Annotated in this window: 13 protein-coding genes and 1 pseudogene; all 14 read left to right on the top strand. The window is 38.5% G+C overall.

What is annotated here, in order from left to right; all coding sequences use genetic code 11:
• Window positions 1–79: 79 nt before the first annotated feature.
• Window positions 80–1,237: a Gfo/Idh/MocA family protein gene (locus ACQ86H_RS06810; RefSeq protein WP_431294251.1), complete on the top strand. Its 1,158-nt coding sequence runs from the start codon at window positions 80–82 to the stop codon at window positions 1,235–1,237.
• A gap of 9 nt (window positions 1,238–1,246) precedes the next feature.
• On the top strand, window positions 1,247–2,305 hold the full coding sequence (locus ACQ86H_RS06805) for a sugar phosphate isomerase/epimerase family protein (protein ID WP_138818125.1): 1,059 nt from the start codon (window positions 1,247–1,249) through the stop codon (window positions 2,303–2,305).
• 93 nt (window positions 2,306–2,398) lie between these two features.
• Window positions 2,399–2,785 carry a c-type cytochrome gene (locus tag ACQ86H_RS06800; protein WP_138818126.1) on the top strand — a complete coding sequence of 129 codons (387 nt, stop codon included), beginning with the start codon at window positions 2,399–2,401 and terminating at the stop codon, window positions 2,783–2,785.
• A gap of 30 nt (window positions 2,786–2,815) precedes the next feature.
• The gene (locus ACQ86H_RS06795) at window positions 2,816–4,273 is read left to right on the top strand and encodes a Gfo/Idh/MocA family protein (RefSeq protein ID WP_138818127.1); all 1,458 of its coding nucleotides are present in this window, start codon (window positions 2,816–2,818) and stop codon (window positions 4,271–4,273) included.
• Between the two features lie 49 nt (window positions 4,274–4,322).
• Complete coding sequence (locus tag ACQ86H_RS06790; RefSeq protein WP_138818128.1) at window positions 4,323–5,003, top strand: 3-keto-disaccharide hydrolase; 681 nt, start codon at window positions 4,323–4,325, stop codon at window positions 5,001–5,003.
• A gap of 253 nt (window positions 5,004–5,256) precedes the next feature.
• Complete coding sequence (locus ACQ86H_RS06785) at window positions 5,257–6,495, top strand: nucleoside permease (RefSeq protein ID WP_431294250.1); 1,239 nt, start codon at window positions 5,257–5,259, stop codon at window positions 6,493–6,495.
• Between the two features lies 1 nt (window position 6,496).
• On the top strand, window positions 6,497–7,387 hold the full coding sequence (locus tag ACQ86H_RS06780; RefSeq protein WP_138818130.1) for a hydroxypyruvate isomerase family protein: 891 nt from the start codon (window positions 6,497–6,499) through the stop codon (window positions 7,385–7,387).
• A gap of 10 nt (window positions 7,388–7,397) precedes the next feature.
• Complete coding sequence (locus ACQ86H_RS06775; RefSeq protein ID WP_431294249.1) at window positions 7,398–8,270, top strand: sugar phosphate isomerase/epimerase family protein; 873 nt, start codon at window positions 7,398–7,400, stop codon at window positions 8,268–8,270.
• A gap of 11 nt (window positions 8,271–8,281) precedes the next feature.
• Window positions 8,282–9,151, top strand: coding sequence for a sugar phosphate isomerase/epimerase family protein (locus ACQ86H_RS06770; protein ID WP_431294248.1), 870 nt, complete (start codon window positions 8,282–8,284; stop codon window positions 9,149–9,151).
• 569 nt (window positions 9,152–9,720) lie between these two features.
• Window positions 9,721–10,710: an aspartate-semialdehyde dehydrogenase gene (locus ACQ86H_RS06765; protein WP_138818133.1), complete on the top strand. Its 990-nt coding sequence runs from the start codon at window positions 9,721–9,723 to the stop codon at window positions 10,708–10,710.
• A 56-nt stretch (window positions 10,711–10,766) separates the two neighbouring features.
• Window positions 10,767–11,156: a CDP-alcohol phosphatidyltransferase family protein gene (locus ACQ86H_RS06760; RefSeq protein ID WP_431294247.1), complete on the top strand. Its 390-nt coding sequence runs from the start codon at window positions 10,767–10,769 to the stop codon at window positions 11,154–11,156.
• A gap of 346 nt (window positions 11,157–11,502) precedes the next feature.
• Window positions 11,503–12,036 carry an ATP-binding protein gene (locus ACQ86H_RS06755; protein ID WP_431294246.1) on the top strand — a complete coding sequence of 178 codons (534 nt, stop codon included), beginning with the start codon at window positions 11,503–11,505 and terminating at the stop codon, window positions 12,034–12,036.
• On the top strand, window positions 11,973–12,632 hold the full coding sequence (locus tag ACQ86H_RS06750) for an ATP-binding protein (RefSeq protein ID WP_431295350.1): 660 nt from the start codon (window positions 11,973–11,975) through the stop codon (window positions 12,630–12,632). Before ACQ86H_RS06755 ends, ACQ86H_RS06750 begins: the two co-directional genes overlap by 64 nt.
• Window positions 12,633–12,652: 20 nt before the next feature.
• Window positions 12,653–14,058 (top strand): annotated as a pseudogene (gene dacB / locus ACQ86H_RS06745) (D-alanyl-D-alanine carboxypeptidase/D-alanyl-D-alanine endopeptidase).
• Window positions 14,059–14,069 lie beyond the last annotated feature (11 nt).

Here is a 14,069-nt window from a genome sequence, read left to right as displayed (position 1 = left end):
TTAAGGTAAAAAGGTTTAAGGTATAGGGCTCAGTGTCTCTATGCCTTAAACCTTTAGCCCTATACCCCATACCTCAAAAATGAAAAGAAAATTAAGAATGGGCATGATAGGCGGCGGAAAAGACGCCTTTATCGGTGCCGTACACCGTTTGGCTGCCAATATGGACGGCCTGATCGAATTATCTGCCGGAGCTTTAAGTGTAAATCCTGAAATTGGATATGAATCTGGAAAAATACTTTTTCTTCCCGATAGCAGGATATACAATAATTACGAAGAAATGCTGACCAAAGAAAGTGAATTGCCAGCAGACGAAAGAATCGATTTTGTAACCATTGTTACTCCAAACTTTGCTCATTTTGCTCCTGCAATGATGGCCTTGGATAAGGGTTTCAACGTCGTGATTGAAAAACCGATGACCTTGACATTAGAAGAAGCTAAAGAGCTGCAGGCTAAAGTAGAAGAAACCGGACTAACCCTTTGTTTAACACACACTTACTCAGGATACCCGATGGTTAAGCAGGCTAAGCAAATGGTAAACGAAGGCGAATTGGGTGCTATCCGTAAAATCGTGGTAGAATATCCTCAAGGCTGGTTAAGTACACTTTCTGAGCGTGAAGGCAATGCACAAGCGGCTTGGCGTACAGACCCATCTAAAACTGGGAAAAGCGGTTGCATGGGCGATATTGGCACACACGCAGCACACCTTGCCGAATACATTTCGGGACTAAAAATCACTAAAATTTGTGCTGATTTAAATATTGTAGTGCCTGGAAGAGCCATTGATGATGACGGTAACGTATTGTTAAAGTTCGATAATGGAGCTAACGGCGTACTGGTGGCCTCACAAATTGCTGCCGGAGAAGAAAATGCACTAAAAATCAGGGTTTATGGCGAAAAAGGTGGTTTAGAATGGCACCAGATGGAACCAAATACACTAATTGTAAGGTGGTTAAATGCTCCTGCCCAGATCTACAGAACAGGTAACGGCTATATGGGTAGTTTTGCAAAACACAATACCCGTACACCAGGCGGTCATCCTGAAGGTTATTTAGAAGCATTTGCCAACATTTATAAAAACTTTGCACTTACGGTAAATGCAAAATTAAATAATGAGGAACCTACAGCAGAAATGCTCGATTTCCCTGGCACTTCAGACGGAATCAGAGGAATGGCATTTATCGAAAATGTGGTGGCTTCAAGCCAATCAGATCAAAAATGGTTCGACTATAAAATATAATAATCCGGCATGACAACGATAAAAGGACCAGCAGTATTTTTAGCACAATTTATAAGCGACGAAGCTCCATTTAATACACTTGATAACATTTGCAAATGGGCAGCAGATTTAGGATTCAAAGGTATCCAGATGCCAACACTCGATGCCCGCTTTATTGATCTTAAACAAGCGGCAGAAAGCAAAACCTATGCTGATGAATTAAAAGGCAAAATTGCAACTTACGGTTTAGAAATTACTGAGCTTTCTACACACTTACAAGGACAATTGGTGGCAGTTCACCCTGCTTATGATGACTTGTTTGATGCCTTTGCACCAAAAGAAGTACACAAAAACCCAAAAGCCAGGACAGAATGGGCAGTGCAGCAGATGAAATATGCTGCAAAAGCATCACAAAACCTGGGTTTGAATGCGCATGCTACTTTTAGTGGTTCATTATTGTGGCAATATTTCCACCCCTGGCCGCAACGTCCGGCTGGGTTGGTTGAGGAAGGTTTTGCAGAATTGGCAAAACGATGGACGCCAATCTTGAACGAATTTGACCAGTGCGGAGTTGATGTTTGCTACGAAATACACCCTGGAGAAGATTTATTTGATGGCGAAACTTACGAAATGTTCCTCGCTGCGGTAAATAATCACCCTCGGGCATGCTTATTGTATGACCCATCTCACTTTGTGTTGCAACAATTGGATTACATTCAGTACATTGATTTTTACCACGAACGCATCAAAGCCTTCCATGTAAAGGATGCAGAATTTAACCCTACAGGCAAACAAGGCACTTTTGGTGGATACCAGAGTTGGGCAAACCGCGCCGGACGTTATCGCTCACCTGGTGACGGACAAGTTGATTTTAAAACCATTTTTAGTAAATTAGCCCAATATGATTTTAAAGGTTGGGCCGTTATGGAATGGGAATGCTGTATCAAAAACCAGCAAGATGGTGCCCGCGAAGGCGCAGAGTTTATCAAAAAGAATATCATTAACGTAACTGATAAAGCATTTGATGATTTTGCTGCATCAGGTAGTGATAGCGCTTTCAATAAAAGAATATTAGGATTACAAGAATAAAAATACACACAACATGAAAACCTGCATAAGCAACAACAAATAAATATTAACGCTTATGCAAGTTTGAATGCAATTAAAAACAACACACAACACATGAAAAAAACATTTTTAATTTTAGGCGCTGTAGTCATTTTTATGGCGTCGTTTTCAAAAGCTGATTTAGCGAAAGAGAAAGCCGTGGTTGCAACGGCAACAACAGCAAACCATGCTACTTTTCAATCAAATCCAGGAGAAAAACTGATCAATAAATCAGATTGTTTAGGTTGCCACAACAAGACCAACAAAATTATTGGCCCTGCTTACGTAGACATCGCAAAAAAATATCCGGCTACAGATAAAAACATCAATATGTTAGCAGATAAGATTATTAAAGGTGGAACCGGAGTTTGGGGCAATATGCCAATGACCGCTCATGCTACTCTTAAAAAAGATGACGCAAAATTAATGGTAAAGTATATTTTATCTCTAAAGAAAAAATAGTCGAATTCCGTTAGCAAATCGATTTACTATATGAAAACAGAGCAAGAAAATAAAAACACGAGTAACCGTCGTGATTTTATTAAAACTTCGGCAATTGCTGCCGCGGCCTTTATGATTGTTCCACGCCATGTTTTAGGCGGAACAGGTTATTTAGCACCGAGCGATCGCTTATTGGTTGCCGGCATTGGTGTTGGCGGAAAAGGTCAAAGTGATTTAGATATGTTCTACAAAAGTGGAAAAGCGGATATCGCCTTTCTATGTGATGTAGACGATCGCCGTGCAGCCAATAGTGTAAAAGCTTTCCCCAAAGCAAAATACTATAAAGATTGGCGCGAGATGCTGGATAAAGAACATAAAAACTTCGACGCTGTCTCTGTTTCTACTCCAGACCATAACCATGCCATCCAGGCTTTAGCAGCCATGCAGTTGGGCAAACATGTTTACGTTCAAAAACCTTTAACACACGATATTTATGAAGCGCGTATTCTAACCGCAGCTGCAAAAAAATATAAAGTGGTTACACAAATGGGTAATCAAGGTGCATCAAACGACGGTCCACGGCAGATGAAAGAATGGTACGAAGCTGGTTTGATCGGCGACGTACATACAGTTTATGCCTGGACTAACCGCCCGGTTTGGCCTCAAGGCATTCCTTGGCCAAGCAAAAAAGCAGAAGTCCCTAAAGAATTAGATTGGAATTTATGGTTGGGAACAGCTCCTGAAAAGGATTTTGTTGATAAATTGGTTCCATTTAACTGGCGTGGCTGGTGGGATTACGGAACAGGTGCTTTGGGCGATATGGGTTGTCACCTAATTGAAGCTCCTTTTAGTGTATTAAATTTAAAATATGCTAAAGAAGTTGAGGCAAGTGTAGGTTCTGTTTATGTTGATGAATTTAAGCGCGGTTATTTCCCAGAAAGCTGTCCTCCATCAAGTCATGTTACCTTAAAATTCCCTAAAACGAATAAAACTAAAGGCGATGTTACTTTACACTGGATGGATGGTGGTATCCAGCCAGAACGCCCGGAAGAATTGGAAGCAAACGAAACTTTTGGAGATGGTGGTAACGGTACCCTATTTATTGGAACAAAAGGTAAAATGATGTCTGAGACGTATAGTGCAAATCCAAAATTATTGCCTTTAAGTAAAAACAAAGACATTAAAGTTGCGCCAAAATATGCCCGCGTACCAGATGGTGCAAATGGGCACTACAAACAATGGGTTGAAGCAGCAATTGCCGGTTATGGCAAACAGGAAGTAAGTTCGCCTTTTGAAATTGCTGGTCCGTTAACGGAAGCTTTATTAATGGCAAACCTGGCAATCAGAAGTTTTGATATCCAGAAAACGGTAAACGATAAGATTACTTATCCAGGCAGGTACACTAAAATGTTATGGGATAATGATAATATGAAAGTGACCAACTTTGATGAAGCCAACCAGTTTGTAAAACGTGAATACCGTAAAGGCTGGAATAATTTAACCCTTTAACTATCACAAACCTCGCAGTTTTTTAACCTGCGAGGTTTTATTTAAAAAAATGAAAAAAATCTTTCTTTCTGCTTTTATCATATTAGCAGTTACACAAATATCAAAAGCACAAAAAGGCTTTAAACCACTGTTCGATGGTAAAACCACAACAGGTTGGCATACCTACAACAAAACTACAGTTGGTAGTGCCTGGCAAGTTCAGGATGGTACATTGCATTTAGATTTAGTTAAAAAAGGTGCTGATGGCGGTGGCGATTTAGTTACAAACAAAGAATACGGCGACTTCCACTTAAAATATGAATGGAAAGTAGCTCCGAAAGCAAATAGTGGCCTGATTTTTTATGTTCACGAAGAACCTAAATACCATGCGACCTATTCTACAGGTTTAGAAATGCAGGTTATTGATAACGATGGCCACCCGGATGGAAAAATCACGAAACACCGTGCTGGCGATTTGTACGACTTGGTAAAAAGTTCATCAGAACCGGTTAAAGCGGTTGGCGAATGGAACAAAGCAGAGATCATTAGCAAAAAGGGTAAATTAACCTTAATTTTAAATGGTGTTGAAGTAGTAAAAACCACCCTTTGGGATGATAACTGGAAAAAAATTGTTGCAGGTAGTAAATTTGCGACATGGGAAAACTGGGGAATCTTTAAAACCGGCAGAATTGCCTTGCAAGATCACGGAGACGAAGTTTGGTACAAAAACATCTCTATAAAAGAACTATAAAAATGGAAAATGTAAGAGGGAAAATGTATAATGTGAATTACAAATCCTTCTTACAAATTCAGATGATGTTGATATAAAACATCTCCATAAAAGAACTATAAAAATTGAAAATGTAAGAGGGAAAAATGTATAATGTGAATTACAAAATCCCTCCTGCCAATCCAGTTAAAATATTATAAAATTGTAGATGAGTTACGGGGATACGTTTCTATCATCCCTCTTACCTTAACCATTTTACATAATTACTAGCCAAATGAATAGCACTACTCGCTTTAAACTTTCTGCCATGATGTTCCTGGAATTTTTTATCTGGGGCGCATGGTTTGTAACATTAGGGGCATTCTTAAACAATAACCTAAAGGCAACCAATTCCGAAATTGGTTCTGTATTTTCAACACAATCCTGGGGCGCTATTATTGCTCCATTTATCATAGGCCTTATTGCCGACAGATATTTTAACGCTGAACGAATTTTAGGTGTTTTACATATTATTGGTGCTATTTTAATGTACCAGATGTATAGTGCCCCAGATGTAAGTGTTTTTTATCCTTACGTTTTAGCTTACATGATTTTGTTCATGCCTACCCTTGCACTGGTAAATTCGGTTTCTTTTAACCAAATGAAAGATGCCGAAAAAGAATTCGCAAATATTAGGGTCTTCGGTACAATCGGCTGGATCATCGCTGGTTTATTAATCAGTTTTGCTTTCCACTGGGATTCTCCGGAAGGAATTCAAGCTGGATTATTGAAAAGTACCTTTTTAATGGCTGGCATTGCCTCTTTGGCGTTGGGATTATTTAGTTTTACTTTACCTGCAACTCCTCCAAAGATTGCCAAAGACGAAAAAATAAAATTACGTGACATTTTAGGATTGGACGCATTGAAATTATTAAAAGATAAAAATTTTGCTGTTTTCTTTATTTCTTCGATCCTGATTTGTATCCCATTAGCCTTTTATTATCAAAATGCAGGCCTTTTCCTGGCTGATATCAAAGTTTCCAATCCAACAGGTAAAATGGCCATCGGTCAGGTTTCTGAAGCATTATTTTTATTGGCTATTCCTGTTTTCTTTTCAAAGTACGGATTTAAGAAGACAATTATAGTTGGTATGCTGGCATGGGCGATACGTTATGTACTGTTTGCTTATGGCAATGCAGGCAACTTAAGCTTTATGCTGATTATAGGAATTGCACTACATGGCGTTTGTTACGATTTCTTTTTTGTTTCTGGTCAGATTTATACCAACTCAAAAGCTGGAGAAAAATTCAAAAGTGCTGCGCAGGGTATTATTACCCTAGCAACTTATGGCGTTGGTATGTTGATCGGCTTTAAAGTTGCGGGCTTAATTACAGATATGTATAAAACCGGAGAGGTAACCGATTGGAAAATGGTTTGGATTATTCCAGCAGGAATTGCAGCTGCCGTTTTCTTATTATTCGCCCTGTTGTTCAATGATAAAACTAAATCTGAAATAGAAGCTAAAGCAATTTAACATGGGCTCAAACGTAAATAGAAGAAATGCTTTAAAGAACATCATTGCAGGAACTGCTGCAATTGGTGTTTCTTCAGGATTTTCAGCACTAGCAATGGAGAAACCAGAATCAGATCGGCCGCTAAGGCTAAAAGGAAATATCAACCATGCTGTATGTCGCTGGTGTTTTAGTAGTTTTGATGTAGAAACACTTTGCATTGAAGCAAAAAAAATAGGTATTAAAGGTATTGATTTGGTGGGTCCGCAAGATTGGCCTACCTTAAAAAAACATGGTTTAGAATCAACCATGTGTAATGGTGCTGAAATTAATTTGGTAGATGGTTTTAACGACGAAAAATTCCACGAAAAGTTAATTCAGAATTATACCGCAATGATTCCACTTGTTGCAGAAGCTGGTTATAAAAATCTGATCTGCTTTAGTGGAAACCGTCGTGGTAAAGATGATGAAACAGGCTGGAACAATTGCGTTAAAGGATTAAAACAGTTAATTCCATTGGCCGAAAAGCACAATGTGGTATTGGTAATGGAGTTGCTAAACAGCAAAATTAACCATAAAGATTACCAATGCGACAGAACATCATGGGGAGCTGAGCTTTGCAAACGCTTAGGATCTGAAAACTTCAAGTTGTTATATGATATTTACCACATGCAGATTGATGAGGGTGATGTGATCAGGAACATCAGAGATTACCATCAGTATATTGCACATTACCACACTGCCGGTGTTCCGGGCAGAAACGAAATTGATGATACACAGGAACTGTATTACCCTGCCATTATGAAAGCCATTGCCGAAACCGGCTTTAAAGGTTTCGTTGCACAAGAATTTATACCCAAAAATGCTGATAAAATAGCCTCCTTAAAAAAGGCAATCTCAATTTGCGACATTTAAAAATATACCTATGATATCAAGAAGAAGTTTTATACTCAATAGTAGTATGGCTGCAGCGGCAGCACTTTTGGCTCCATCGTTCGCTTTTGCTGCCGATAAAAAAGCAGTAGGCTTACAATTATATTCTTTAAGGGATGAATTGCCTAAAGATGTAAAAGGAACCATTGCCAAGGTGGCAAAAGCTGGCTTCAAAGAGGTTGAAACCTATGGTTTTTCGATAAAAGATCAATTTTGGGGATTAACGCCTAAAGAATTTAAAGCATTGTTGGATGCTAACGGTTTAAAAGCACCAAGTGGCCATTACGGTTTGGGCACTTATCTGGCTGATGGAAATACCACAGAACTCAAAGCAGCAATTGCAGCAGCAAAAGTACTGGGCAGCGAATATGTAACCATTCCCTGGTTGGAAGGAAGTATCAGAAAAAATGCCGACGATTACAAAAAAATCGCAGCCAGGATTAACGAAGCTGGAAAATTAACGAAAGCAGCAGGTATCAGATTAGCTTATCATAACCACAATTTCGAGTTCGAAAAACAAGGTGATACTACCGGTTACGAAATCCTCTTGAAAGGAACCGATAAAAAATTGGTTGATTTCGAACTTGATTTGTACTGGGTAGTACGCTCTGGTAACGATCCAATTAAATTATTTAAAGAAAATCCAGGACGTTTTACCATGTGGCACGTTAAAGATATGGATAAAGCCAATCCGGCATTAAATGCTGAAGTAGGAACGGGTTCTATCAACTTCAAACCTATTTTTGCCCAGGCAAAACTTTCGGGTATGAAACATTTCTTTGTAGAACACGAAACCAATTACAAACCAAATCCAATGGGATCTGTTGCAGCAAGCTGCGCTTATATTAAAAAGGAGATTATTTAAAATCTTAGGTAATGAATTCAAGAAGGACATTCTTAAAACAGGCAGGATTAGCTGCCGGAGCGGCATTATTAATTCCATCATTTGCTTTTGATAAAGCAAGTAAAAATGTTGGCCTGCAATTATACACCCTGCGCGATGAGTTGCCGAAAGATGTAAAAGGCGTTATCGAAAAAGTAGCAAAGGCCGGATACAAAGAAGTTGAAACCTATGGTTTTGCCAATGGAAAATTTTGGGGCTTAACGCCTAAAGAATTTAAAACCTTACTTGATGCCAATGGTTTAAAAGCACCAAGTGGTCATTACCACATGGATGATTTTGTAAAAACAGGAAATGCCGATAGATTAAAAGCAGATATCGAATCATCAGCTGCAATTGGTGGTAAATATTTCACCATTGCCGGCGCACACGTTGATATGAGTAAAGGTGCCGATGGTTTCAAAAAAACCGCCAGCGATTTTAACAAAGTGGCAGAAATTGCTAAAGCTTCAGGATTAAAATTCGCTTATCATAACCACGATTTCGAGTTTAAAAATTTGGGCGATACTACTGGTTATGATGTTTATTTAACTGAAACCGATAAAAACCTGGTTAATTTTGAATTGGATTTATACTGGGTAGTACGCTCAGGTAATGATCCTTTAGCATTATTTAAAAAATATCCCGGCCGTTTCCCTATGTGGCACGTGAAGGATATGGACAAGGCCAAACCTGAATTAAATACTGAGGTGGGTAAGGGATCAATTGATTTTAAAACCATTTTTGCCCAGGCAAAACTTTCAGGCATGCAACATTTCTTTGTAGAGCACGAAACCAATTATCAGCCAGATCCAATTGGCTCGATCAAAACAAGCTGCGATTATATCAAAGCCAGTTTGATTTAAATTTATTAAACCCCGCAGATTTTAAAAAATCTGTGGGGTTTAACTACTCGCTTGTCGGTCATCTCGACTGAAGCGTAGCGAAATAGAGAGATCTATCTTCGTAAATAAAATCTTCTCCTTTCTTCAACAACCCAAACCTCATTAAAAGATTTCACTGTCATTAGGAGAATTGTCCCTGTTTATCTAAACCTGATAGAACGGCAATACTTTTTAATTGCAGTACCTATAAATCTTGTTGTCTGCAACCGATGAAACAGATGCTTCGTACCTCAGCATTGACAATAGTTGTTTAAAAAGATTATAGTGATAGCAGGACTTTCGTAACCGATAAACGATGGAACCTGCTTTCCAAAAAAAACATTCATTGACTTCCGAAGTTGCCCCCTGCCCCGCCCCCTGCGAAACTTTGGAAGTTTGTGCTCAGACTTTATTCTCCAACCATATTTTCTATCGAAAACCAAAAATTTCAAATATTAAAAGCAAATTTAATTGGTAACAATAGGGATATCAGCTTAATTTTTAGCATATTTGAGCTCATATCAAATAATTAATAATATAAAAAAATTAAAATGAGAGTAGCAGTAGTAGGTGCAACCGGATTGGTTGGCACTGTCATGTTAAAAGTATTGGAGGAAAGAAATTTCCCTTTAACAGAGTTGATTCCCGTAGCATCAGAAAAGAGTGTTGGTAAGGAAATTACTTTTAAGGGTAAGAAGTTCCCAATTGTTAGCATGGATACTGCAATCAGTATGAAACCAGATATCGCTTTGTTTTCGGCGGGTGGCAACACTTCATTAGAGCATGCACCTCGTTTTAAAGAGGCCGGAACAACTGTTATCGATAACTCTTCTGCCTGGAGAATGGATCCTGCAATTAAATTAATTGTGCCGGAAGTTAATGCACACGAACTTTCTATCGATAACAAAATTATCGCTAACCCAAACTGTTCGACCATCCAGATGGTGGTGGTTTTAAAACCTTTGCACGATAAATACAAAATAAAACGTGTGGTGGTTTCTACCTATCAATCGGTTACCGGTACTGGTGTTAAAGCGGTTGAGCAATTAATGAACGAGCGTAAAGGCATTGATGGTCCTAAAGCTTATCCTTATGAAATCGACTTGAACGTTCTTCCTCATATTGATGTTTTCACTGAAAACGGATATACTAAAGAAGAGATGAAAATGGTTAAGGAAACGAACAAAATTATGAGCGACGATAGCATCAAAGTTACCGCGACAACGGTTCGTATCCCGGTAATGGGTGGTCACTCAGAGTCGGTAAATATCGAGTTTGAAAATGATTTCGATTTAGCTGAAGTGCGCAGCATTTTAGAAAAAGCACCAGGCGTAATCGTTGTGGATGATGTGGCCAACTTAAAATATCCTATGCCGAAAGATGCCCATGAAAAAGATGAGGTCTTTGTAGGCCGTATCCGTAGAGATGAATCAGCTCCCAAAGCACTAAACCTTTGGATTGTTGCCGATAACTTACGTAAAGGTGCAGCAACCAATGCTGTTCAGATTGCCGAATATCTAATTCAGAAAGAATTGGTTTAATCAATAAATAATTTAAGAAAAGCCTCGATTTATTCGGGGCTTTTTTATGCGCTACAATGAAACAACTTCCAATTGCTTTAATTTATTCCAGATTGCTTATTGGTTTTGGAATCATTCTGTTAAGTGTTTTCCATGCTAGCCATTATTCTTTTTTAGCCATCACCTTATTATCTATTGGTTTGCTAACCGATGTTTTTGATGGGATCATCGCCCGTAAGCTTAATATCTCTTCCGAAAAGTTAAGGCGGCTGGACTCTGGTATCGATCAGGTATTTTTTATTTCGGTAGCAGTTGCCACTTATATTCAATGTCCGGATTTCTTCAAAACCAATCTTGTCAAATTAATTGTCCTTGGTACTTTCGAAGCTTCAACCTATGCATTAAGCTATATCAAATTCAAAAAGAAATTGCCACCCATTCTATCGGCGCTAAAATCTGGACGCTGACAATATTTGCTACTTTAGTCGAAATTATGGTGCATTACGAATCGATCGTGCTCTTTGAAATTTGTTTTTGGCTCGGCATGGCCACCCGCTTGGAAATACTTGCAATTGTTCTCACCCTCAAAAAATGGACGAACGATGTACCCACCGTTTATCATGCAGTGAGATTGAGGCAGGGAAAGGAAATTAAGCGCAATAAATTATTCAATGGTTAAGGTTAAAAATTTAAAGATATATAATTTAGCGATCTTAACCACTAAATTACATATAAAAAAAGATCATAATCACCAAATTATATATAATTTAGTGATTAGATTTAAAATTTTGTTATATTTGAGAGAAGCAAAATTTGTATGATGATTATCAGAAATCTGCAAAACCATATCGAATTGAAGTTTTTAAACAAAAAGCCATTATTGTTACCGGTGCAAGGCAAGTGGGTAAAACTACTATGTTAAAGCAGTTAGTAAATAAGACTGAGCTACCTTTTGTTTTTCTAAATTGTGATGAGGCAAACGTACGCGCCACCTTAACAGATATCAGTATCGAAAGGCTGAAATCAATTATTGGTGCTAACAAAATCATTTTTATCGACGAAGCACAACGCGTTACCAATATTGGCTTAACCTTAAAACTGATCGTTGATAATTTTTCAGATGTTCAGTTATTGGTTACTGGTTCTTCATCATTAGATCTGGCTATTGGCATCAAAGAATCGTTAACAGGAAGAAAATTTGAATATCACCTCTTCCCTTTTTCAGTTGCAGAACTTGTTGACGAAACGAACGTACTTATTGAAGAACAGGCTTTAGAAAAAAGATTAATTTACGGTACTTATCCCGATGCCATCAATTATCCGGGGAAGAAAAAGAGCTGTTATTAAATTTAGCTAACAGTTATCTTTTTAAAGATATTTTATCGCTTACGAGTATCCGAAAACCCTTACAACTCGAAAAACTGGTACAGGCATTGGCCCTACAGATTGGTAACGAAGTTTCTTATAGTGAACTTGGACAAATGATTGAGGCCGATAAACTCACTGTTGAGCGTTACATCGATCTATTAGAACAATGTTTCGTTGTATTTAGACTAGGTGCTTACAGCAGCAACCTGCGGAACGAAATTAAAAAGAGCAAAAAGATATACTTCTATGATACAGGAATCCGAAATGCGGTAATCGAAAATTTCGGCATGCTCGGCTTACGGCAGGATGCTGGTCAGTTGTTTGAAAATTATATTGTATCTGAATACATAAAGGCCAGCAATAATAAAAGAAAGCATGCCAGATATTATTTTTGGCGCAGTTTTCAGCAACAGGAAATTGATTTAATAGAAGAAGTTGATGGAAAAATAAATGCCATAGAGATTAAATGGAACGCGAATAAAAAAGTAAAGTTTCCTTCTACATTTTTAGATGCATACCCCACCAACGAAACATACGTTATAAATAAAGCTAACTATACCAGTTTCCTGGTATAAAATAATCGCCTGCAAAAAAAATGAAATTTTTCAAAATATTGTCCCTATCACTGTGTTTAACAATCGCAGCAAATGCTCAAAACAGAATCCAAAACCTAGAAAAAGCTTTTAATAATTTATTAAACGACGAACAGGCAAAACATGCCCTGGTATCTCTTTGCGTTTTGGATGCCAATACCGGCAAAACACTTTATGCTAAAAACGAGCAGATTGGTTTGGCCACTGCTTCAACACTAAAAACCATTACCGCAGCAACAGCTTTTAGTATTTTAGGGAAAGATTTTCAGTTTCAGACTACTTTAGCCTATACCGGAACCATTACTACAGATGGAACATTAAAAGGTAACCTCATCATTATCGGTGGCGGCGACCCTACTTTGGGCTCTTGGCGTTATCAAAACAAAGAAAATGCTGTTTTAACACAATGGGTGGCGGCCATAAAAGCCGTTGGCATAAAAAAATTGAAGGTTCAGTAATTGGTGATGACCGTATTTTTGGCACACAAACCACACCTGAAGGTTGGGTTTGGCAGGACATCGGCAATTATTATGGCGCTGGTACTTCGGGTTTGGCCTGGCGGGAAAATCAGTTCGATATCCATTTAAGACCAGGGAGCAGCGCGGCGGATGAGGTGAAAATTGTAAAAACTGTTCCGGCTACGCCCTATGTGCAGTTGGTAAATGAACTCAAAACCGGTTCAACTGGTACGGGCGATAGAAGTTATGCTTTTCTTCCTCCTTACAGTAATGTTGCCTACCTCCGCGGAAGTTGGGGAATGGGCATTACCAAAACAGGCATTTCTGTAGCCCTCCCCGATCCTGCTTTTGATTGCGCTTACCGCTTACAGGATACTTTGAAGAGATTGGAGATTTCAACCGGTCAACAGGCCACAACGGCCCGGTTAATGACTTTAAACAATCAGGTCATTCCTTCGGTTACACAAAAAATAAGCACCATCAGTTCACCTCGTTTAAGCGAGATGACCTATTGGTTTTTAAAGAAAAGCATCAATTTATATGGCGAATCGATTTTAAAAACCATTGCGATAAAATCAGGCAAAGCGGGTACAACAAGCAAAGGTGCAGAAACGGAGATTAACTTTTGGGCTGATAAAGGCATTGATAGAACAGCATTAAATATTATCGACGGCAGCGGACTCTCACCAGGCGACCGGATTACAACCTCTGCAATGGCAACTATACTTTTTCAAATTCAGAAAGAAAACTGGTTCCCTGATTATTATAAAGCCCTGCCAGAATACAATGGCATGAAAATTAAAAGCGGAACCATAAACGATGTTTCAGCCTTTGCAGGTTACCATACCGATGCTGCCGGTAACAAATATGTAGTAGTGATCAATATTAATAATTATAGCGGAAACAGTATCAACAAAAAGTTGTTTAAAGTATTAGATGAATTAAAATAAACCTTATTTAA

Source organism: Pedobacter sp. P26 (assembly GCF_050632135.1).
Lineage (GTDB): Bacteria > Bacteroidota > Bacteroidia > Sphingobacteriales > Sphingobacteriaceae > Pedobacter.
Note: the sequence above shows the minus strand (reverse complement) of the source record. Positions and strands in the feature narration are given on the sequence as shown.